The organism is Streptomyces sp. NPDC093064 (assembly GCF_044754605.1).
Lineage (GTDB): Bacteria > Actinomycetota > Actinomycetes > Streptomycetales > Streptomycetaceae > Streptomyces.
The window spans coordinates 15,458-35,359 of record NZ_JBIVPK010000040.1; the positions used below are offsets into that span (position 1 = coordinate 15,458).

A 19,902-nucleotide genomic window follows, 5' to 3' on the forward strand; every position below is an offset into this window, starting at 1 on the left:
AGTCGTGGGTGTGCGCTTCGCCTGCGCACGGGCGGTGCGGGGCCGTTCCGGCCGGGGGGAGTGCCAGGCGGTGCCGGGGGGCGTACGTGGCGTTCCATCCGGTGAGGGACGTACCGGGGACGGCGTGCGCGCTGCCTCAGACGCGGGTGCGGCGGCGGGCGACGACGTGGGCGAAGGTGACGGCGAGTACGAGCGCCCCGCCGTTGAAGACGTTCTCCAGCCAGCCCGCCCCGCCGAGGAGCTGGAGTCCGGTAACGCCGGTGACCAGCAGGTACACGGCGATGACGGTGCCCCAGGCGTTGAACCGGCCGGGGCGGACGACAGTGGCGCCGAGGAACACGGCGGCGGCACCCGGCAGCAGGAACGACGAGCCGAGGTTCGGGTCGGCGCTGCCCAGCCGGCCGAAGCTGATCATCCCGGCGACACCGCAGAACAGGGCGCTGGCGATGAGCGCGCCGGTGCGCAGCCGGTCCACGGGAAGGCCGCTGAGCCGGGCCACCTCGCGGCCCTCACCGGTGAAGTACAGGTAGCGGCCGAGCGGGGTGTGCTCGAGGACCAGCCAGACCACGACGGCGACGGCGAAGCTGAACCACACCGGGTAGGGCAGACCGAGGAGTTTCCCGGTGGTCAGGTTGGTCAGCAGTTCGGGCGGGCCCGCGATGACCTGGGACTGGCTGACTGCGAGCGTCAGACCGATGATCACGGTGCTGGAGCCGAGCGTGGTCACCATCGAGCTGATGCCGAAGCCGACCACGAACAGCGCGTTGAGCGCTCCCCACAGCAGACAGCTGACCAGCACGACCGGTACGGCGGCCGCGAGCGGCCACTCCTGCTGCTTCGTCAGGACGGCGGTGAGCGTCGACGCCCAGACGATGACGGCGCCGAAGGACAGGTCGAACTCGCCGGCGGCGAAGGGCAGGGTGAGACCCAGCACGGCCACGATCAGCACCGCCTGCGTGGAGGTGATCACGCGGAACGTGTCCATGGTGGGGAACGTGTCGGGGGCGAGCACCGAGTAGACGGCCACCAGGGCCACGAGGACCAGCAGGACCGCGTACCGCTGGAAGAGATCCACGGCGCCGCCGGACGCGCGCCGGTCCTCAGTGCTCTTCGTGCGGCCCGGCGGGGCGACGGCCGCCGTCGAACCGGCCCGGGGCTGGGCTTCCTTGGAGCTGGGGGTCGCTTCCGCGTGCGGGGACGGGGTCTTCGGGGTGTCGGTTTGCATCGCTACCACCTCGGGCGGATGAAGGCCTGTCGCAGGGGCGAGGAGGGCACTGGGGCGGAGGGTCGAAGGGGCCGTACGGGTCGGCAGGCCGTACGAGCACGGCGCGAGAAGCCGTGCGGGGTGAGGCACGGAGGGCCGTGCGGGGCACTTGGGCGAGAACGGGCATCGCGGGCCCGCGGGCGTCATCGGCCTGGGCGCGGTCCGGCGTCAGTGGCTTCGGACCGCGGCCCGTGGACGGTCCCGGACGGACTCGGACCGGTCGGGCCCTGGTCCGTCCGGGACCCGGTGACGGGCGGCGCCTCCAGCGCCACGGTCACCGAGCGGGTGAGCCCGGCCGCGTCGGCTGTCAGCGTCGCCGAGGTGACGTCCGGGCCGAGCGGCGGGCCGAGCGGCCGGGACAGCACGTACCCGAAGGGGTCATCGGCGAGTCCCGCCGCCCACGCGAGGTCGTCGCGGACGTCGTCGGCGGTGATGACACCGCTCGCGGCGGGATCGCCGGCCGCGCTCACGCTCCACGACACCGTGCCGGGCTCCCGGCCCCGTGCCGCCTCGGCGGGCATGTCGCCGGGGACGACCAGCAGCACGCCGGCGTTGACGGCGACCAGGTCGGCGGGGCCGGCACCTTTCCCGTAGACCTGGCGGCGCAGCTCCCAGCACAGGGCGAGCGGCGGCAGCAGGCCGGGGGAACCGGGTGCGACGCGCAGCAGCAGCCGCGCCCGCAGCACCACGGCGTCCGGTCGCTCGACGAGGACACGGCCACCTGGGTGCACCATGCCCGCCGTGACATAGGCGAGCGAGCGCTCACCGCCGGGTGCGGGGTCGGCGATGACGGCCCAGCACGGGCCGTCGTCGGCGGTGCGGTCCAGCAGGGCCGCACGGATGCGTTCGGCCTCGGCGCCGTCCACCTCCGGGAAGGCGAGGTGGAGCGGGGCCATCGGCTCACCCGACTCCATGGCCCGCGTCAACAGCGTGGCCAGCCGCCGTACTTCACGTACCGGCAGCCGCCTGCTGTCCGCACGGCCTTGGAGACCGGCTTGCGTCATCGCTCTCGTCACGCCCCACAGGCTGCCGCGCAGCCCGTTAACGGCGGCGAAACCAGCACGGGGGACCCCGTTTCCCCGCGCCCGGGACAGGCGCCCGTCCGCGGAGGGGGATGCCATTTCGGCCACTGACCACGTAGATTCCGTCTTTAAGCACCTGTATTTCCGCCACGCCGCACCTCACTGAGCCGTCGGGGCGGACGGCACGACAAGGCGAAGGCGGTACGGATGACCCGGGAGAACGTCCATCTCATCCGGCGCAAGATCCAGTTGCCTCCCCTTCCCGACCGTGCCGTCGCCCGCCCCCGTCTCACCGCCCTGCTCGACGACGCGCTGCACCGGCACCAGACGGTGCAGATCCTCGGAACGGCGGGTTCCGGAAAGACGACGGCTGTGCGCCAGTACCTCGCGGCGACCGGCCGACGCGTCGCCTGGCTGTCCCTCGACGACACCGATTGCGCGTCCGGCCGCCTGCTGACGTATCTGGAGGCGGCGCTGGCCTCGGCCGTTCCGGAGGTCGCGGGGACGGTCGCCTCGGCCCTGGCGGCGGGCATTCCGCACGCGGAGACCGCGGGGCTGCTGGCCGAGGCGACGGACCAGGCGGCCTTGGCGAAGGGAACCCCGGACTCCTGGCAGAACGGCACCAAAAACGGCGCCACCGACTCCGTTGCGCACGGCGCCGACGATGACGCCGATGTCGAACTGGTGCTCGTCCTCGACGAGGTGGAGCGGCTCGGCGGCTCGCCCGCCGCCCTCGCCGTCCTCGACGGCCTGCTCCGGTACGCACCCGAGAGTCTGCGGTTCCTCCTGGTCAGCCGGCGCGCTGTGCGCCTCGGTCAGGCACCGGTACCGCGTACGGGGCCGGGCGGGCCGCCCGCCGTGATCGGCGAGGCCGACCTCGCCCTCACCCGCGCCGAGGCTGACCAGGTCATCGCAGGGCTGCCGGGCCCGTCCCGCGATGTGGAGCAGCTGCTGCGGGTGACCCGAGGCTGGGTGACGGGCGTGTGCTTCCTCGCCGAGGCGCCGGCCGCGGACGACGACGCCTGGCCATCACACGACACGGAGCCGCTGTCCGCGTACATATCGCAGCAGCTCCTGGACGGGTTGACGGAGGATCAGCGGGATTTCCTCATCGGCACATCGGTGCTGGACGTGGTGACCGTGCCGCGCGCCGAGGCCCTCGGCTTCCCCGACGCGGCCCGCACCCTCACCGCCCTGCGCGCCCACCAACTGCCCGCCGTCTGGGAGGCCCGCCCGCCCGCGATGCGGCTGCACCTGTGCTTCCGCGACTGCCTGGTGCAGCAGCTCGACGAGTACGGCGCCGTCCGCGCCCGTACCGCCCGGCTCACCGCGGCCGAACTCCTCGGCGCGGAAGGCCGGCACGAGGAGGCCGCCGAGGCCTTCATCAGCCTCGGCGACACCGCGGCGGCGCTGCCGCACGCCGTCGAGGCGATCGAGGACGTCATCGAGCGCGGCGACCACGAGGTCGCCGAGCGCTGGCTGGATCAGCTCGCCTACGCGGACTCCGCAAGCAGCTCCCCGCTGACCACAGCCGAACTGATGCTGGCCGTGGGCCGCGAGGACTACCGACGCGGGGTGCGCATCGCCGACCAGCTGCACCAGCTCGGCGAGCGCGACGCGATCGCCTCCCGGTCCACCCGGGCCGCCGCGATGATGGCGTGGTCGTACTACCACGCATGCCGCGTCGACGACCTGGAACGGCTGCTGCGGCTCGCCCCGCCCGGCGACGACATCGAAGCCGTGCACTACCTCGCGAGCCTGGTGGACTCCCGGGACCGCGGCCGGACCCCGCCGAGCGCGGTCGGTGTGCCCGCCGAGGGCCTGATCGCCCGCGCCCACTACTGGCGCGGCCGCCTGAACGACGTCCTCGCCAGCACCGACAGCCGCTGGGCGGGCGTGGTGTCCGGCCCCTGGCGGATCGCCGCACTACGGGCGCTGGGCCGTCTCGACGAGGCCGACCGGCTGCTGCGCGCCGCCGTCGAACGCGGTGTGGTGACGGCCGGGCTGAGCGCGGTCGTCGGCGTGGAGCTGTCCGCCGAACTGGGCCAGGAGGAACGGGCCCGCGCCTTCCTCACCGCGGGCCGCGAAATCGCCCGGCGCAACGGCAGCCTGGTATGGGACATGTTCTCGATGCTCGCCGAGGCGAAGCTCGAACTGCGGCTGTGCCGCAACCCACACCGGGCCCGCCGGGTCCTGGACGAACTGGAGGCCCTTCCCTACGCGCGCAGCTACCAGTCCACCGGTGAACAACTCGACGCACTCTACGGTTTCGCCCTGCTCGGCTGCGGCACACCCGCCGACGACGCGGAGGCCCTCCGCCGGCTGCGCCGGGCGGTCGTCTCGATGCACGAGGCCGACCGGATCCTGGAGCTGTGCGCCGCCGCGGTGTACCTGGCGGAGGCCGAGTGGCGGGCGGGCGACCCCGACGCGGCCGACCGCGCCGCCGACCTGGCGCTCGCCACGGCCTACCGGCTGGGCACCCGGCACGCCCTGCTCGGCGCGCTTCGCGCGTTCCCCGGCGTGCTCTCCCGCCGCCTGGACGGGCTCACCGACACCGACTCCTCCTGGCACAGCCTCGGCCGCCCCCTCCTGTCCACGTCCGCCCGGCTCCAACTCGCGGAGGTACGGGAGCCGCTGCCGGCCACCGAGCGGACGTCCGCCGTGGTGGAGTTCCACGACCTCGGACCCACCCGCCTCCTCGTCGACGGCGAGCTGCGCCGACCCCGTATCGCCAAGTCGTACGAGCTGATGGGCCTGCTGCTTGCCGCGCCCGAGCGCACAGTGACCCGGACGGCCGCGCTCGACGCACTCTTCGACAGCCGGTCCGACAACTCCGCGCGCGCCTACCTCCGCCAGGCCGTCCACCATCTGCGTCTCGTCCTGCCCGACGAGGACGCGCTGCGGCTGGAGGACGGCACGATCTCGCTGGCCGGTGCGGCCCAGGTCACCACGTACACCGACGAGTTCACCGGCTGGGTCGCCACCGCGGCCGAGACCGGGGGCGAGCAGCGCCTGACCCGTCTCACGTCCGCGCTGGCCGTGGCCGCGCACGGACCGTACCTGCCGCGTGCCACGTCGGCGTGGGCGGAGAAACGGCGGGCGGAACTGGCCAGGCTCGTCCTCGACGTCACCACCGACGCGGCGGAACTCGCCTGGCGGCTCGACACACCACAGACAGCGCTCGCCCTGGCCGAGCAGGCCCTGGAAGGCGATCCCTACCGGGAGTCGATGTGGCGGCTGCTCATGCGGATCGCGGGGGCGCTCGGGCAGTACGACGAGGTCATCACCCACTACCGGCGATGCGGACTCGCGCTGGAGGAGGTCAGCGCGAGCCCTTCCTCAGCGACGCGCCGGTTGCTGGCGGAGCTTCGGCACGGATGAGACCAGGCCTGCCCGGCGGATCATGCCGCAGACGCGGGGTCTGGCTTGCGTGCCGGCGAGCAGCGCCAACAGGGATGTTCCAGCGGGAATCCCCGGATTTCGTGGTGGACTGAGACCGGAACCCCGGCCCGATTACGGCGGGCCGGGGTTCTACGGGGTTCGCATGGTGCGGTTGGGTTTAGAAGTCGAAGTCTTCACCGTGGTGGCGCTTGACCACCCGGAAGCTGCCCACCACTCCGTCCTTGACGTGGACGCCCTTGGTGTGGTGCACCTTGACGCCGTTGGCTTCGCTGTGAGGGCCGACGGTGGCGACGGGGGCGCCGTTGTCGCAGGTCGCCCCGCGGAAGAACTCGACCGTCCGCTTGCTGTCGTTGCGGATGTTGAAGCTCTTGGAGCCCAGACCGCTCACCACGGTGATGCAGCCGTCGGGGTGGGCGGAGAACGACCGCTCGTTGATGAAGATCCGGCCGATCTCGTGGTGGCGGCGCTTGCCCTGCTCGCCGCGCTCGCCCTGCTCGCCCTGCTCGCCGCCGCGGCCGCCGCCCTCGTTGCCCTTGCCCTGTCCGCCCTGTCCGCCCTGTCCGCCCTGTCCACCCTCGCCGCCCATCGGCGCCTGGGCCGGGGCGGGCGCCTGCTGGACGACGGCCGGGGCCGCCTCGGGTGCGGGGGCAGCCGTGGCGTAGGTGATGCCGGTCGCGACGAGCGCTGCTGCGGCGGCGACAGCCGCGGTGACGGCGCTGGAACGGGTCTTGATCATGTCGCTTCTGCTCCTGTCTCAAAGTGGCCGGCTTTGGCAGTCGGCATGTGAATGAACGTAATAAAAGCCTCACAGGCTGTCATTTCGGGCCATTGGGAGGGGGTGGTGCTGTGGAGCCGAATGGGGGACCCGGGGCGCCCACAGGCCCGGCTTTCCGGCTGCTGACGGCACGTCAATCTTCGTTGGACGCTCGGCGGGTCGGTGATCGACTAGGCCTTCAAGGTGATCTCTGACGCCCGCTCACCCATGCGGCAGCGAGTCGCCTGGAAATGGGGGCGCGAAAGGGCCAGGGGCGACGAGACCGCCTGACGCACCGCCACGCGCGGTCGCTGTCTCGTGGAGTGCTCGACTCAGGTCGCGCGTCGTTGACGCCGTCGCCGACCACCAGCACCTTCCGGCCGGCCTGTTCCATCTCTCGTACCGTGCCCACCTTGTCCTGCGGGAGCAGGCCGGCGCGGACGTCGGTGACGCCCTGTACGACAACCTGCGTCTCGGCGTCCGCGACGTCCCGGCCGTGCGCCCCGTACAGGCCTCTGCCGACTGAACTGATGGCCTGCGGCCGGGCGTCGGCCGTCGCGGCGAGGCGTGCGCGCGCTGGGTGTGGCACGCCCGGGATGCCGGTCGAGTCCGGGCCGGCGGGTCGTCTCGGTCAGGTGTGGGCCGGGGCGGGGCGCAGGGCGAGCAGGGCGGCGTCGTCGGTGCTGTCGGCGGCCAGTCCGCCGAGCAGCTCGTCGCAGAAGACGTCCAGGGGTTCGCGGGCCAGTGCGGCGGTGTGCTGGCGCAGCCGGGCGAACCCGCGGTCGAGGGATTCGGCGCGGCGCTCGATCAGCCCGTCGGTGTAGAGCAGCACGGTCGAGTACGGCGGCAGCTCGTCGACGGCGGTCGGGCGCTGGTGCCCGGGGTCGAGGCCGATCAGCAGTCCCGCGCCCGTCTCCAGATAGCGGGTGTCGCCCTCGGCGGTGGTCAGCAGCGGTGGCAGGTGCCCGGCGCAGGAGTGATGCAGGCGCCAGGGGCCGCTCTTCTCAGGGGGGTCCTTGACGAGGGCGTAGATGCACGTGGCGGTCGCCTCGTGCTGCAGTGTGTGGCTGGCGATGTCCAGGCGGCGCAGGACCTCGCCGGGGGGCTCTTGGCGGTCCACGGCGATGCCGCGCAGCATGTTGCGCAGGGCGCTCATGTCGATGGCCGCCTGCAGGTCGTGGCCGGTGACGTCGCCGATGACCAGGGCGGTGCTTCCCTGCGGCAGGACGAAGGCGTCGTACCAGTCACCGCCGACCTGTGCGACGGCCTGCGCGGAGGCGTAGCGGGCGGCGATCTGGAGGTTGCGGACCTGCGGCAGCTCGGGCAGCAGGGCGCGCTGGAACCGCTCGGCGATGCGCTGGGTCTGCTGGTACAGCCGCGCGTTGTCGACTTGCACCGCCAGGCCGCGGACCAGGTCCTCGATGAGGGGGAGATCGTCCTCGGTGAACGGGTGGTCGGGGTCGGTGCGCGACACGGTCAGGGCGCCGAGGACCTCCCGCCGCGCCCGTAGCGGGGTGATGACGGCGCTGTGCGCGCCCAGCTGCTCGAACAGTTCCAGCTGCCGCGCGTGCAGCGGGTTCACCGCCCGGCTCGGCGGGCACATGTCGGCGATCAGCAGCGGACCCGCCCCGCGCAGCACCCGCGGCAGCGGCCCGTCCGCATCCTCGGGCACCGGCGGAAGCAGTCCTTCGAAGCCACCCGGAATCAGGGCCTCGGGCGTGCGGTGGACGACGACGGCCCGCTCCAGCCGGCCGCATTCGTCGAGCAGGTCGACCACGCACCAGTCGCCCAGCCGCCCGGTCAGCACGCGGCATGCTCGCCGCAGTCCGTCCAGCAGGTTCAGCGTGCTGGCCAGCGCCGCCTCGGCGTCCGCCAGCAACGTCAGACGGCCCAGCCGCGCTTTGTCGTCCTCGCCCTTGCCCATGCCATACGTCTTCCCCGCCCTGGACCTGCCACGACAGGACTGTCCTCCCTATGACGCCGACCGTGCGCTCCACCACGGCGTGCAGCGGGCCGGGTGGGTGTCGTCACCGTGGTCTGTCATGTCAGGTCCGGATCCGCAGAACCTTCACCTGGTCCGCATCGAACTGTTCGAAGTGGAACTTCAGGCCGGCGAAGGGGCTGCCCGGGAAATCCCCGGTGACCGTGCAGGTCGCGACCACCTTTTCGCCGACTGGTTCGATGCCGGTGATCGTGTACTCGACGAGGGGGACCTCGGAGCGCCACGCTCGAATGGACTCGATGCCCCTGTACTCCTTGCCTTCGTCCTCGACGAGGGCGTCGTCAGCGAACAGGGCGAAGTACTCCTCGGCGTCCCGCGAGGGGGCGAGCTCGAAGTAGTGCTGGATGATCGGGTGAGCGGTCGCGGCGGTTGTCATATCTGTTCTCCTGCTCGTGTTGCTGTTGGTCTCGATGGGTCAGACGGTGGGCTTGCTGCCGCCGTCGACGACGTGCTCGGCGCCCACGATCGCCGAAGCGCGGTCGGACACCAGGAAGGCGACCACCTCGGCGACCTCCTCCGGACGGACCGGTCGGCCCAGCGGGATCCCGACGTCCGCCATCACCTGTGTGCGTGCCTCGTCGTAGCCGGTGCCCGCGCGGTCGGCGAGCGCCTGGACGGGCCCGGGCGGTGGGGCGGTGCGGGCGCTGTAGGCCACCGTCGCTCCGGCGCGAGTGAGCCGGTCGACGATCGCCTCGCCGAACCCGCGGGTGCCTCCGGTGACCAGGGCGCGCCGGCCGCTGAGCTCGTCGGGACCCTCGTGGGGCTCGGCCGGTTGCCGTTCGCCGTCACCGTCCTGATCGCCGTGGTGACGGGGCTGCTCGGGCCGGCCCTGTCGGGCGGTTGGACGGCCCAACTTCCTCGGGTGGTGCCGGGCGGCCGCCTGCCCCGGGCGAACGCGCTCGACGCCATGACGTTCAGCGCGGCGAGCCTGGCAGGTCCGGCACTCGCCGGCGTCGTGGCGGAGGCGCTGGGAGCCCCGTCGGCGGTGGTGGTCTCCGCAGCGCTCATCGTCTCGGCACTGCCCGCAGCGTGGCTGCTGTCCGCCCGCCCCGGTCGGGTGCGGGACGCTCGGGCCACCTCGGTGATCGGCGACCTCGCCGCCGGAACGCGGGTCATCGCCGGAAGGCCGCCGCTGGCCCGAGCGACCCTCACCTCGATCGTCACCTGCGTCGCCCAGGGGGTGCTGACGGCCTGCGTCCCGCTCCTGGGCGAACGTGCCCTGGGCGGGGCCGGCCGGGGCGCGGTGCTGCTCTCCTGCGCTGCGATCTCCGCCCTGGTGGCCAACGCGGTCCTCGCCCGGTTTCCGCGCTCGGTCGCCCCCGGCACCGTCATCTGGGCCAGTGCCCTTGTCCAGGCCGCCGCGTTGGCCCTGTGCACGTCGGGTCGACCGGCCGTGCTCATCGTGGCCGTCCTCATCCTCGGGGCTGGTGAAGGACCCCAACTGGCCGCCTTGTTCGCGATCCGCCACCGGGAGGCCCCAGAGCATCTACGCGGCCAGATCTTCACCACCGGCGCCAGCCTCAAGATCACCGGATTCGCCGTGGGGGCGGCGGTTGCCGGACCGGCCGCGCACTGGTCCCTCCCCGGCGCTGTGGCGCTCGCGGCGATCGTGGCGGTCCTCGCGGCGCTGGTCTTCTTCGCCGTCCCATCGGCAAGGGTCGCCTCCTCCGCAGGCCGGGCAGAGTCCAACTCCTGAGCGGACTCGGCCGACGCTCGTCAGTCGGACTCCGCGCCGCCCTTCTTCTCCTCCGGAGCCGTCTTCTTCCGATCGCCCTGTTCCGGCCCCGAGTGCTCCTCCTGGCCAGCCGCGGCCGCCCGGAACAGGCGCCCGGACTTGTCCTCCTGGGCGAGGCGGCGCATGGCGAGCAGTGCGGGCTCCAGCAGGACGGACACCAGCACGGCGCGCTCGGCCTGCTCCAGCGGGCCGGACCTGCCGTTGAGCTGGTCCAGGTCCAACTTCGACATCCTGTCGACGAGTTCGGCGTAGGGCAGCAGCGTCCGCCAGTCGATGCCCGCGCCCAGGTCGGCGAGGGCATCCAGGACGCCGCCCAACTCCCCGATCGCGGACGTGTCCTCGTCCACGTCCCACCCCATCTCCGCCGCCAGCCGGAGCGCGTCGGCCGCGCCGGGCGGTACGGCCTGCTGCGACTGCTTCTCCTTGGCCTTGAGGTCGGCGGGGCGGGCGTTGATCACGATGCCCAGGATCTGATGCGGGTCGCCCTCTTGCGTGACCGCGGACAGGATCTCCTTCGTCGCGCTGACCGACAACTGCCGCACGCTGATCAGGGTGCGGATCAGGCGGAGCCGGCGCAGGTGGTCCTCGTCGTAGACGGCCTGGTTGGCGGCCGTCGCGTGCCCCTGGGGCAGCAGCCCGTCCCGCAGGTAGTACTTGATCGTGGGGATGGGCACCCCACTGCGTCGGCTGAGTTCCGAGATCTTCATCGAGCCACTCACTTACAAATAACGGATAACGGATCGCGCTACTATCTATTATGGTTGCCGAAGGTCTTCTTCTGGAAGGTGGGTGCCGTTGTGCCTGCTCTCGGCTGGATCTCTCCCCATCCTGCTCCCCCGCACTCCCGCGTCATCGTCATGGCATCCCGCTTCGACCTGAAGTCGCTCTCGGACGTGCCGCGGTTCCTCGTCAAGTCATTGGTCTCCTGGAAGCAGGTGAAGACCGCGCCCGGCGCATACGGGGCATCGCTCGTCGCCCAGCCGCTGCGCCGCGTCTTCTACACGCTCTCCGCCTGGGAAGACCGTAACGCCCTGTACACCTACGCCAAATCCGACCCGCACGGCGAGGTCATGCGGGCGATGCGGCCGCGCTGCCGGGAGTCGACCTTCGTCTTCTGGGAGACCGGCTCCGCCGATCTGCCCATCGGCTGGGACGAGGCCAAGCGCCGGCTGGCCGAGAAGGCGCGCCTGGACGCCGAGGGTCGCGCGGCCTGACCGTTCTTGGGGCGCCGCGCCAAGGTGCGCCGTCGCCGCCCGCGCGTCGGTCCCGTTCTCGTCATCCGGTCTCGGCGTCCCGCACGCTGGAGGTCTTGTCATGAACGCGCTCAACGCGCTGATCGGTGACCCGGCTGGGCGCCGCCGATATCCGCTGCCGGTCGTCATCCTCGCCTCCGGCCTGCCTATGTTCATGGTGGCGCTCGACAACCTGGTCGTCTCCACGGCGCTGCGCACCATGGCCGTCGACCTCGGCGCGACCACGACCCAACTGCAGTGGTTCTTGACTTCCTCCCCGGGCTGAAGCTCGGGGATTCCCCTATGAGGGGGTTCGGCCGGTCGCCCGGCTTACGGGTTCCTGCTTCACGGACCGGCTGGTGCCGAGGTCTCCACAGGCTGAGACCGCATGTCCTGCGGCCTTGATGTTCTTCGCTGCGTTCACGTCGGCATGGTCGCGGTGTCCGCAGCCTGGGGCTTTGCACCGGAAGACCGCTTGGCTCTCGCGGTTTCCCTCCGTGACGAAGCCGCAGGCGGAGCACCGCTGCGACGTGTACGCGGGGTTGACTTTCACCACGCGCGTGCCCGTGTACCGGGCGGCGTTGGTAAGGGCGAGTTCGAGGCGGTGCCACCCCTTGTCCAGGATGGCCCGGTTGAGCCCGGCCTTCTGGCGGACGTTGTGGCCGGGCTCGGCCACGGTGCCACACGCGCCGGCGGACATGTTCTTGATCCGCAGGTCTTCGAGGACCACCAGGGCGTTCTTCGCGACGATCCGGGCGGCCCTCTGCGCGCAGAAGTTCCCGCGCCGGTCCGACACCCGGGACATGATGCGGCCCATGGCCGTGATCGTCTTGTGCCGGTTCGCGCTGCCGCGCTTGGACCGGGCGAGGCGCTGTTGCAGACGCCGGTACCGGACGCTCTCGCCGGCCGTGATGAACGGCCGGCCGTGGAAGTCGCCGTCGGAGGTGACGACGGCGGTCTTGACCCCCCGGTCGATGCCCACGGCGGTACCGGGCATGGCGTGCTGCTCGGGAGTGGCCGCGTGGTCGTCCACGAGGAACGACACAAACCACCGGCCGCCCTTGCGGGACACGGTCGCGGAACGGATCTCACCACCCAGGGGGCGGGACCAGCGGAAGCGGACCCAGCCCAGCTTCGGCAGCCTGACCCGGCCCCACTTGCGCCCCAGCCGCTCCACGCTGATCTGCTGGGCGTCGGGGAACCGGAACGACGGCGACCAACGTGCCTTCGACCGCCACCGCACCGTGAACGTGCCGTGAACCCGGCAGGCCCGGTCCAGATCCTTGAGCGTCTGCTGCAACGCGTGCGACGGCGCCGCCTTCAACCACGGATGCTCACGCTTGGCATCGGCCAACTCGGCACACTGCGGCACGTAGTTCATCCACGCCCCGCGCCGCCGGTATTCCCGACGCTGCTCCAGGGCCGTGTTCCACACCGACCGGCAGATAGCGCCGAACTCCTCACATCTCCTCTTGTTCGGGCGAGAGGTCGAGCAGGTAGCGGCGACCGGACAGCATGACAACACCCCCCTTAAGCTGGTGCGATCAACCTAGTGCGCGCCACTGACAACGCAGAGAACTCCGCCGCTGCGCGACTCCGCGCCAAGGAAGAGCTAACCCCGTCCTGAAGAACGGGGCTTGCACTCAAGAGATCCGGTCAGCTGTCGAAGCCGAGGCCGAGCCGGTCGAGGGTCTTGAGCCAGAGGTTGCGCCGTCCGGAGTTCTCGTCCGCGCGGGCGAGGGACCGACTGGTGGCCTGGATTCCCGCCCAGCGGATCGGTTCCGGCGGGAACGGAAGGGGCTTGCGCCGCACCATCTCCAGTTCGGTCCGCTCCGTTCGCTCGCCGGCCAGCAGGTCGAGCATCACCTCGGCTGCGAAGCGGGTCGCGCCCACGCCCAGGCCGGTGAATCCGGCCGTATGGGCGACCCGGCCCCGGTGAGTGGTGTCAAAGAACGCGCAGAAGCGGGTGCAGGTGTCGATCGCGCCGCCCCAGGCGTGGGTGAAGCTCAGTCCCTCCAGTTGGGGGAAGGTCCGGAAGAAATGTCGAGCCAGGGTGGCGAAGGTTTCGGGCCGCTGGTCGTGCTCGGCGCGCACTCGGCCCCGGTAGTGGTAGACGGCGTCGTAGCCGCCCCACAGGATGCGGTTGTCGGCGGAGAGCCGCACGTAGTGGAACCGGTTGGCGGCGTCGGAGAATCCCTGTCGGTTGTGCCAGCCGACGGTGGCGAGTTGTTCGTCCGTCAATGGCTCGGTCATCAGCGCGTAGTCGTACACGGGGACGGTGTAGAGGCGGTGCCGCTTGAGCAGGGAAGGGAAGGCGTTGGTCGCAAGGGCGACCCGGTTCGCGAGGACGCGGCCGTAGGGGGTTCGCACCGCGATCCCCGGGCCGGCCTCCGCGACGGCTGTGGCCGAGGTGTGCTCGTGGATGCGTACGCCGAGGTCCAGACAAGCCTGCTTGAGGCCCCACGCGAGGTGCGCGGGGTTGAGCATCGCAGTGCCGTCCTTGTCCCAGAGCGCGCCCAGGAAGGTCGGTGAGTTGATCTCGGCGCGAACCTGGTCTGCGTCCAGTACGGTCTGCTCGCAGCCGTAGCGGGCGGCGAGCGCGGCGAACTCGTGCATGTCGTCGATCTGGTACGGCTCCGTCGCCACGTTGAGAGAGCCGGTGCGCCGCCAGTCGCAGTCGATGCCGTACTTCTTGATCGTGTCCTCGATCGCCTGAAGGTTCCGCATGCCGAGCCGCTCCAGCTCGGCGAGCTCGCCGGGCCAGCGATCCATGCCGTTGCTCAGACCGTGAGTGAGGCTGGACTCGCAGAAACCGCCGTTGCGACCGGAGGCAGCCCAGCCGATCTCCTCGCCTTCGATCAGGACCACGTCGCGGGAGGGGTCGCGCTCCTTGGCGATCAGGGCGGTCCACAGGCCGTTGTAGCCGCCGCCCACTACGAGCAGATCGCAGCTTGTGTCGGCGACCAGGGCCGACGTGGCCTGCGGGCGGCCGGGGTCGTCCAGCCAGAACGGGGTGGGGCCGGCGTCCTTGAGCGCGCGGACGGGATCCATGGAGGACTCCTTGGGTGCAGGGAGGGGTTGGCCTCCGGGGTCCGTTCATCAGACCTCCCGCCCCAGGAAAGTGTCAACGATGTTGACATAAGCCTGCTCACTCCCGGACCCAGGTCGACACCCCCGGTATCCCGGCAGCGATCCGCCCAGCCCGGGCCCTTACGGGGCGCCTGGCGAGGGCGTGCGATCCGGGCCTCAGCCGGCCTCCGCACCCGCGCCCGGAAGCCTGGCCGCAACAGCGTCGAGCAGCAGCTCCAGCGCGAAGGGATAGCCGCTGAGCGGCATCTCGGCGGCCAACAGGCGCACGGTGGCGGCGATGTTGGGGTGGGTGCCCGCGTCCAGGCCGCCGTAGCGGACCTGCCACACCTTGAGGTCGGTCGCCTGCGCGGGAGCCGGCATGGCCAGCGCGGCCGCGTCCAGGGCCGCGAAAGCGAGCGCCTGGTCCACGAAGGCGTGGTAGATCCGGACCGCTTCCGGGTCGCGGAAGCCCGCCGACCGCAGCACGCCGAGCATCATCTCCACGGCGCGCATCTCGTTGTCCCTCCCCGTCGTGCGGTGTGCCGCGAGCAAGGCGGCCTGCGGGTGCGCCTGGTACGAGGCATGGACGCGCAAGCCCAGCTCGCACAGGTCGGCACGCCAGTCGCCAGTGGGCTGCCAGCCGTGCTGGGCACGGCCGATGAGCTCGTCGGCGATGGCCAGCAGCAAGTCGTCGGTGTTGCGGAAGTACCGGTAGAGCGCGCTCGGATCGGCGCCCAGTGCGGCTCCCAGCCGCCGGACCGTCAGCGCCTCCGCGCCGTGCTGGCCGACCAGCCGAAGGGCCGTCTCCACGATGACCCGCTCGGACAGCACCGTGCCCTGTTTCGTCGGCTTTCTACGCCGTCGAAGCGGCTCCGGAACCACACGCTCAGTCATGGCCGGAGCTTATGACAACGCCATTGACATGTGAAGAGGCCAAGGACTTCCATGGCCTGCCATCAGGCCCGTTCGGCCACGTTCCCCTACCAGCAAGGCGAAGATCATTGGCAGTACCAGCGAAGGACGCGGGCAGCACGCCGGGACACAGCTCCCAAGTCCCCAAGACCGCGATGCGGAAGTCCATAGGCGTCGTCGACGGCATCGTCCTCGCCGCGTCGAGCACCGCGGCCACCAGCAGCATCGGTATCGGACTCGGTCTGATGGCGAGCATCGTCGGCCTGCACCTGCCGGCGATCATGCTGCTGGCCTTCCTCCCCGTACTCGGCATCGCCGGCGGATACGGACGGCTCAACCGCGCCGAACCCAACGCCGGCAGCAGCTACCGGTGGGTCGGCCGCATCCTCAGCCCCTGGCTGGGCTTTCTGACCGGATGGGTCAACGTCGTCGGCACGATCGTGTTCATGGCGTACACCACCACGGTGACCGGCTCGGCGATCATCCAGCTCCTCGGACAGGCCACCGTCCACAGCGTCGTCGGCCTCTCCCTCGATCCGGACTCCACCCTCCAGTCCACCCTCCTCGGCATGGCCGTCCTGGTCGTCGCGGCGCTGGTCGCAGTCCGCGGGCTCGACCTCGCGGCGCGTCTCCAGAAATACCTGCTGATCTTCGAATACGGCGTGCTGCTCGCCTTCTGCGGCTACGGCCTGTTCGTCGGGGACCAGCCCTTCTCGCTCCAGTGGTACAACCCCTTCGACATCCCCTCGGCCGAAGCCCTCGCCCAGGGCATGGTGCTCGCCGTCTTCTGCTACTGGGGCTTCGAGTCGGTCTTCAGCGTCGGTGAGGAGGTCGGTGACCCGCGGGACGCCTCCCGCGGCGGGTTCGTTGCGCTGACCGTCATGCTGCTCCTGTTCCTGCTCGCCGGCACCGCCTTCCAGCGGGTCCTGCCGCTGGGCGAACTGTCCGACAACGGCGCGCAAGGGCTCGCCTACTTCGGCACGAAGCTCGCCAACCAGCCGCTGGCCGCACTGCCGCTCATCGCCCTCATGTTCTCCGCGGTGGCGTCGCTCCAGGCCTCCGTCATCCCCACCGCCCGCGGGATGTACGCGATGGGCCGCGACGGCGTGCTCGGCTCCGTCTGGACGCGCCTGCACCCCAGGCACGGGACCCCCGCCGCCGGCACCCTGCTGATCACCGCGATCGCCCTTGCCCTCGCCGTACTTGCGCTGGTCATCCCCACTGTGAACGACTTGATCTTCGCCGCGGTCAACGCGATCGGCATCGTCGTCGCCCTCTACTACGCACTCACCGCCGCGGCCGCCGCCGTGCACTTCCGCCACCTGCTGCGCACCTCGCCGACGGAGGCTCTGCGTGCGGTCGTCGGACCGGTGCTGGGCGCGCTCGCGCTGCTCGCCATCGGCGGCTACCTCGCCTGGACCTTCTACCGCTCCACCGATCACTTCGAACTCTCAGCCGACAACGGCTGGTTCGCGTTGCTCGTCCCGGTGCTGATGATCGGCTCCGGCCTGCTGGCCGCCGCATGGGCCCGCTGGCACCGCAGGTCGACCTACTTCTCCCGTTCCCGCGATGCCGCCTCCGGCAACGACCCGATCAGCACCGGCTGACCAGCACCCCGCGGACACACGACGCGGACCGCGACACCTCATTTCCCTCCCACGGCCCACGAGCGGGCCGCCGACCACCAGGAGAACCTCCCATGACCAAGGCCGATCTGGTCTTCACCCAAGGCCCCGTGCACACCGGGGACCCCGCTCGCACCCGGGCGAGCAGTCTCGCCGTCACCGGGGAGCGGATCACGGCCGTCGGCCACGACGAGGTACGGGAGTTGATCGGCCCGCGGACCGAGGTGGTCGACCTCAGCGGCAAGTTGCTGCTTCCCGGCTTCCAGGACGCCCACATCCACGCCGTCTACGGTGGCATGGAGCTCGCCGAGTGCGACCTCAGCGGCACCGTGGGCGTCGACGAATACCTGCGCCGCATCCGCGAGTTCGCCGACGACCACCCCGACAGCGCCTGGATCACCGGCGGCGGCTGGTCCATGGAGAGCTTCGAGGGCGGCCTTCCGAACCGGCAGCTGCTCGACGCCGTGGTGCCGGACCGGCCGGTGTACCTGGTCAACCGCGACCACCACGGCGCCTGGGCCAACACCCGTGCGCTGGAACTCGCGAGCGTCACCCGGGACACCCCGGACCCCACCGACGGCCGGATCGAACGGGAGGCCGACGGCACACCGAGCGGCGTCCTGCAGGAAGGCGCCACCGGCCTGGTGGCCCGACTGGTGCCCGCGAAGACCGCCGCCGACCGACTCGACGGCCTGCTGCGCGCCCAGCGGCTGCTGCACTCGCTCGGTATCACCGGCTGGCAGGACGCCCTGCTCGGCGAGTTCAACGGCCAGCCCGACCCCTCGGACGCCTACCTCGCCGCCGCCCGCGAGGGAACCCTCACCGCCCGGGTCAACGGCGCGCTCTGGTGGGACCGCGGCCGAGGCCCGGACCAGATCCCGGAACTGGTCTCCCGCCGCGCGGAACTGAACCACGGCAGGTTCCGGGCCGACTCGGTGAAGATCATGCAAGACGGCATCGCGGAGAACTTCACCGCCGCGATGACCAGCCCCTACCTGGACACCTGCGGCTGCGCCACCGCCAACAGCGGCCTGAGCTTCGTCGACCCGCTCGCGCTGCGCTCGTACGTCACCGAACTCGACGCGCTCGACTTCCAGGTGCACTTCCACACCCTCGGCGACCGCGCGGTGCGCGAGGCGCTGGACGCGATCGAGGCGTCCCGCACGGCCAACGGCCGCCGTGCCACCCGGCACCACCTCGCCCACCTGCAGGTCGTCCACCCAAACGACATCCCGCGCTTCGCGCAACTCGGCGCGATCGCCAACATCCAGCCGCTCTGGGCCGCCCACGAGCCGCAGATGGACGAGCTGACCATTCCCTTCCTGGGGCCCGAACGCGCCGCCTGGCAGTACCCCTTCGGTTCCCTGCTGCGGGCCGGCGCGACCCTGGCGGCGGGCAGCGACTGGTCCGTGAGCAGCCCCGACCCGCTCGCCGGGATCCATGTCGCGGTCAACCGGATGGAGCCCGGGGCAACCGACGGCCGGGTCTTCCTGCCCGAACAGCGCCTCGACCTCGCCACCGCGGTCGCGGCCTACACGGCGGGGTCGGCCCATGTCAACGGCCTGGACGACACCGGCACCCTGCGGCCGGGCCACCTCGCCGACCTGGTGGTCCTCGACCGGGACATCTTCACCGCCCCGGCCGAGGAGATCCACACGGCCCGGGTTCTGCGGACCTACGTGAGTGGAGTGCTGGTGCACTCCACCTCGTGACGGCCGCGCCGTCGGAGCGGGGCCGCGGCCCTGGAATCGCCGCCGCGCTCCGATGACGCCCTGATCTCCAGCTTCGCCTGTACCAAGGTGCCTGTCGGCTCCTGGCTCCCGCTCTCCAGCGCCGCGACGAGTTGCTCGATGCCCGCTGCGGCGACGCATTCCGGCTGGAGGCTCAGGGTTGTGACGGGTGGGTCGGCATGCGCGGCCGAGGAGTCCTCGCTCGCGCACACCAGCAGCAGGTCGCCGGGCACCGACAGGCCCAGGCGGCGCGCGGCGTCGAGCACCAGCGGCGGATTGGCCTCGGTCAGCACGAACAGGGCGTCGGGCCGATCGGGAGCGCTGAGGGCCCGCTCGACGGCTTCAACGGCAGGGCCGTTGCCCGGCCGCTCCGAAAGCGTGATCCGAGGTGTGGCACCCTGCCTGGCGCACCAGCGCCGGTAGAGGTCCAGGGCCTCCGCGTTGAAGCGGGTCGGGGTGTCGGGCGCGACGACCGCGATGCGCTGCGCGCCCTGGGCGTGCAGGTGGTCCAGCACCTCGCGCATGGCGGCGTCGATGTCGATGTCCACCCAGTGCGTGCCGGGACGACCCTCGACCGAGCGGTCGGTGGACAGCGGGATTCGGGCGGCGACGAAGTCCTCGATCAGAGGATCGTCCTCGAGCGGGTCCGCGACGATCGCGGCGTCCAGCGGCAGATCGGCCCACTCGCTGGGCGAAGAACTGGTGGGCAGCAGCACCAGGGCGTAGCCGTGGTGCAGGGCTGCGGTCGCGATGGCGCTGGTCAACTGGGCGAAGTAGGGGGAGTCCATGTAGGACCCGGGGGTTGTCGGGTACTCCCCGACGGCGTAGCCGATCAGCCTGGCGTGCCCGGCGCGCAGCAGCCGCGCGGTCGCGTTGGGCCGGTAGCCGAGGCGCCGTGCGGTCTCGCGGGCGCGTTCGCGTACGGCCGGCGAAAGGCGTCCGGTGCCGTTGAGCGCGGCGGAGACGGTGGTCTTGGACAGGCCCGCCTCGCGGGCGACGTCGACGAGGCGGACCCGGGGCACGGCGGCCGGGACGCCGTGTCCGCTGCGGCGCGGAGTTTCGGTCATGCCCTGAATGGTGCCAGCCCCGCGTGCCGTCGTCACCCGCCTCTGACCTCAAAAAAACCGTTCCCGCAAACCCTTGTGAAGGAACGTT

General features: G+C 71.4%; 16 protein-coding genes and 1 pseudogene. 6 read left to right on the top strand and 11 right to left on the bottom strand.

Annotated elements, in window-relative coordinates; all coding sequences use genetic code 11:
* Positions 1-136: 136 nt before the first annotated feature.
* Both ACIQFZ_RS32595 and ACIQFZ_RS32600 read right to left on the bottom strand, forming a co-directional pair.
* Positions 137-1,225, bottom strand: a complete 1,089-nt coding sequence (locus ACIQFZ_RS32595) for an ABC transporter permease (RefSeq protein WP_365430996.1) — start codon at positions 1,223-1,225, stop codon at positions 137-139.
* 182 nt (positions 1,226-1,407) lie between these two features.
* Entirely contained in the window at positions 1,408-2,280 is an 873-nt protein-coding gene (locus ACIQFZ_RS32600; RefSeq protein WP_402692904.1) for a hypothetical protein, read from the bottom strand.
* A 213-nt stretch (positions 2,281-2,493) separates the two neighbouring features.
* Between ACIQFZ_RS32600 and ACIQFZ_RS32605 the strand changes: the two genes are divergently transcribed.
* On the top strand, positions 2,494-5,667 hold the full coding sequence (locus tag ACIQFZ_RS32605; protein ID WP_402692905.1) for a BTAD domain-containing putative transcriptional regulator: 3,174 nt from the start codon (positions 2,494-2,496) through the stop codon (positions 5,665-5,667).
* Between the two features lie 178 nt (positions 5,668-5,845).
* Here the strand turns inward: ACIQFZ_RS32605 and ACIQFZ_RS32610 are convergent, their stop codons facing one another.
* From ACIQFZ_RS32610 to ACIQFZ_RS32625, 4 genes and pseudogenes are all read right to left on the bottom strand, one after another.
* On the bottom strand, positions 5,846-6,424 hold the full coding sequence (locus ACIQFZ_RS32610; RefSeq protein ID WP_383061358.1) for a hypothetical protein: 579 nt from the start codon (positions 6,422-6,424) through the stop codon (positions 5,846-5,848).
* A gap of 649 nt (positions 6,425-7,073) precedes the next feature.
* Positions 7,074-8,366, bottom strand: coding sequence for a PP2C family protein-serine/threonine phosphatase (locus tag ACIQFZ_RS32615; protein ID WP_383061360.1), 1,293 nt, complete (start codon positions 8,364-8,366; stop codon positions 7,074-7,076).
* Between the two features lie 121 nt (positions 8,367-8,487).
* Entirely contained in the window at positions 8,488-8,820 is a 333-nt protein-coding gene (locus ACIQFZ_RS32620) for a nuclear transport factor 2 family protein (protein ID WP_383061362.1), read from the bottom strand.
* A gap of 39 nt (positions 8,821-8,859) precedes the next feature.
* A pseudogene (locus tag ACIQFZ_RS32625) lies at positions 8,860-9,018 on the bottom strand (SDR family oxidoreductase); the annotation flags it as partial.
* A 231-nt stretch (positions 9,019-9,249) separates the two neighbouring features.
* Between ACIQFZ_RS32625 and ACIQFZ_RS32630 the strand changes: the two are divergent.
* Complete coding sequence (locus ACIQFZ_RS32630; RefSeq protein WP_402692933.1) at positions 9,250-10,140, top strand: MFS transporter; 891 nt, start codon at positions 9,250-9,252, stop codon at positions 10,138-10,140.
* 20 nt (positions 10,141-10,160) lie between these two features.
* Here the strand turns inward: ACIQFZ_RS32630 and ACIQFZ_RS32635 are convergent, their stop codons facing one another.
* Positions 10,161-10,886 carry a MerR family transcriptional regulator gene (locus tag ACIQFZ_RS32635; RefSeq protein ID WP_402692906.1) on the bottom strand — a complete coding sequence of 242 codons (726 nt, stop codon included), beginning with the start codon at positions 10,884-10,886 and terminating at the stop codon, positions 10,161-10,163.
* Between the two features lie 150 nt (positions 10,887-11,036).
* Here ACIQFZ_RS32635 and ACIQFZ_RS32640 point away from each other — a divergent pair, with 150 nt between their 5' ends.
* Positions 11,037-11,393 carry a DUF3291 domain-containing protein gene (locus tag ACIQFZ_RS32640; protein ID WP_402692907.1) on the top strand — a complete coding sequence of 119 codons (357 nt, stop codon included), beginning with the start codon at positions 11,037-11,039 and terminating at the stop codon, positions 11,391-11,393.
* A gap of 100 nt (positions 11,394-11,493) precedes the next feature.
* Positions 11,494-11,697 carry a hypothetical protein gene (locus ACIQFZ_RS32645; protein ID WP_402692908.1) on the top strand — a complete coding sequence of 68 codons (204 nt, stop codon included), beginning with the start codon at positions 11,494-11,496 and terminating at the stop codon, positions 11,695-11,697.
* 15 nt (positions 11,698-11,712) lie between these two features.
* Here the strand turns inward: ACIQFZ_RS32645 and ACIQFZ_RS32650 are convergent, their stop codons facing one another.
* From ACIQFZ_RS32650 to ACIQFZ_RS32660, 3 genes are all read right to left on the bottom strand, one after another.
* A complete protein-coding gene (locus ACIQFZ_RS32650; protein WP_402692909.1) occupies positions 11,713-12,936 on the bottom strand; it encodes an RNA-guided endonuclease InsQ/TnpB family protein in 1,224 nt (407 codons plus the stop codon).
* Between the two features lie 131 nt (positions 12,937-13,067).
* Positions 13,068-14,462 (bottom strand): NAD(P)/FAD-dependent oxidoreductase, encoded by a 1,395-nt coding sequence (locus ACIQFZ_RS32655; protein WP_402692910.1) that lies wholly within the window; start codon positions 14,460-14,462, stop codon positions 13,068-13,070.
* A 195-nt stretch (positions 14,463-14,657) separates the two neighbouring features.
* Positions 14,658-15,374 (bottom strand): TetR/AcrR family transcriptional regulator, encoded by a 717-nt coding sequence (locus tag ACIQFZ_RS32660; protein WP_402692911.1) that lies wholly within the window; start codon positions 15,372-15,374, stop codon positions 14,658-14,660.
* Between the two features lie 173 nt (positions 15,375-15,547).
* Between ACIQFZ_RS32660 and ACIQFZ_RS32665 the strand changes: the two genes are divergently transcribed.
* Entirely contained in the window at positions 15,548-16,999 is a 1,452-nt protein-coding gene (locus ACIQFZ_RS32665; protein ID WP_402692934.1) for an APC family permease, read from the top strand.
* A gap of 92 nt (positions 17,000-17,091) precedes the next feature.
* Positions 17,092-18,729: an amidohydrolase gene (locus ACIQFZ_RS32670; protein ID WP_402692912.1), complete on the top strand. Its 1,638-nt coding sequence runs from the start codon at positions 17,092-17,094 to the stop codon at positions 18,727-18,729.
* Here ACIQFZ_RS32670 and ACIQFZ_RS32675 read toward each other — a convergent pair.
* Entirely contained in the window at positions 18,693-19,814 is a 1,122-nt protein-coding gene (locus tag ACIQFZ_RS32675; RefSeq protein ID WP_402692913.1) for a LacI family DNA-binding transcriptional regulator, read from the bottom strand. The two genes, ACIQFZ_RS32670 and ACIQFZ_RS32675, sit on opposite strands and share 37 nt — an antisense overlap.
* Positions 19,815-19,902: the final 88 nt, after the last annotated feature.

Bases quoted from the DNA above. Each gene is read 5' to 3' on its own strand.
- ACIQFZ_RS32605 (WP_402692905.1), top strand. From the start codon at position 2,494: ATGACCCGGGAGAACGTCCATCTCATCCGGCGCAAGATCCAGTTGCCT.
- ACIQFZ_RS32595 (WP_365430996.1), bottom strand. From the start codon at position 1,225: ATGCAAACCGACACCCCGAAGACCCCGTCCCCGCACGCGGAAGCGACC.
- ACIQFZ_RS32655 (WP_402692910.1), bottom strand. From the start codon at position 14,462: ATGGATCCCGTCCGCGCGCTCAAGGACGCCGGCCCCACCCCGTTCTGG.
- ACIQFZ_RS32640 (WP_402692907.1), top strand. From the start codon at position 11,037: ATGGCATCCCGCTTCGACCTGAAGTCGCTCTCGGACGTGCCGCGGTTC.
- ACIQFZ_RS32615 (WP_383061360.1), bottom strand. From the start codon at position 8,366: ATGGGCAAGGGCGAGGACGACAAAGCGCGGCTGGGCCGTCTGACGTTG.
- ACIQFZ_RS32670 (WP_402692912.1), top strand. From the start codon at position 17,092: ATGACCAAGGCCGATCTGGTCTTCACCCAAGGCCCCGTGCACACCGGG.
- ACIQFZ_RS32620 (WP_383061362.1), bottom strand. From the start codon at position 8,820: ATGACAACCGCCGCGACCGCTCACCCGATCATCCAGCACTACTTCGAG.
- ACIQFZ_RS32665 (WP_402692934.1), top strand. From the start codon at position 15,548: ATGCGGAAGTCCATAGGCGTCGTCGACGGCATCGTCCTCGCCGCGTCG.
- ACIQFZ_RS32660 (WP_402692911.1), bottom strand. From the start codon at position 15,374: ATGACTGAGCGTGTGGTTCCGGAGCCGCTTCGACGGCGTAGAAAGCCG.
- ACIQFZ_RS32645 (WP_402692908.1), top strand. From the start codon at position 11,494: ATGAACGCGCTCAACGCGCTGATCGGTGACCCGGCTGGGCGCCGCCGA.
- ACIQFZ_RS32635 (WP_402692906.1), bottom strand. From the start codon at position 10,886: ATGAAGATCTCGGAACTCAGCCGACGCAGTGGGGTGCCCATCCCCACG.
- ACIQFZ_RS32610 (WP_383061358.1), bottom strand. From the start codon at position 6,424: ATGATCAAGACCCGTTCCAGCGCCGTCACCGCGGCTGTCGCCGCCGCA.
- ACIQFZ_RS32675 (WP_402692913.1), bottom strand. From the start codon at position 19,814: ATGACCGAAACTCCGCGCCGCAGCGGACACGGCGTCCCGGCCGCCGTG.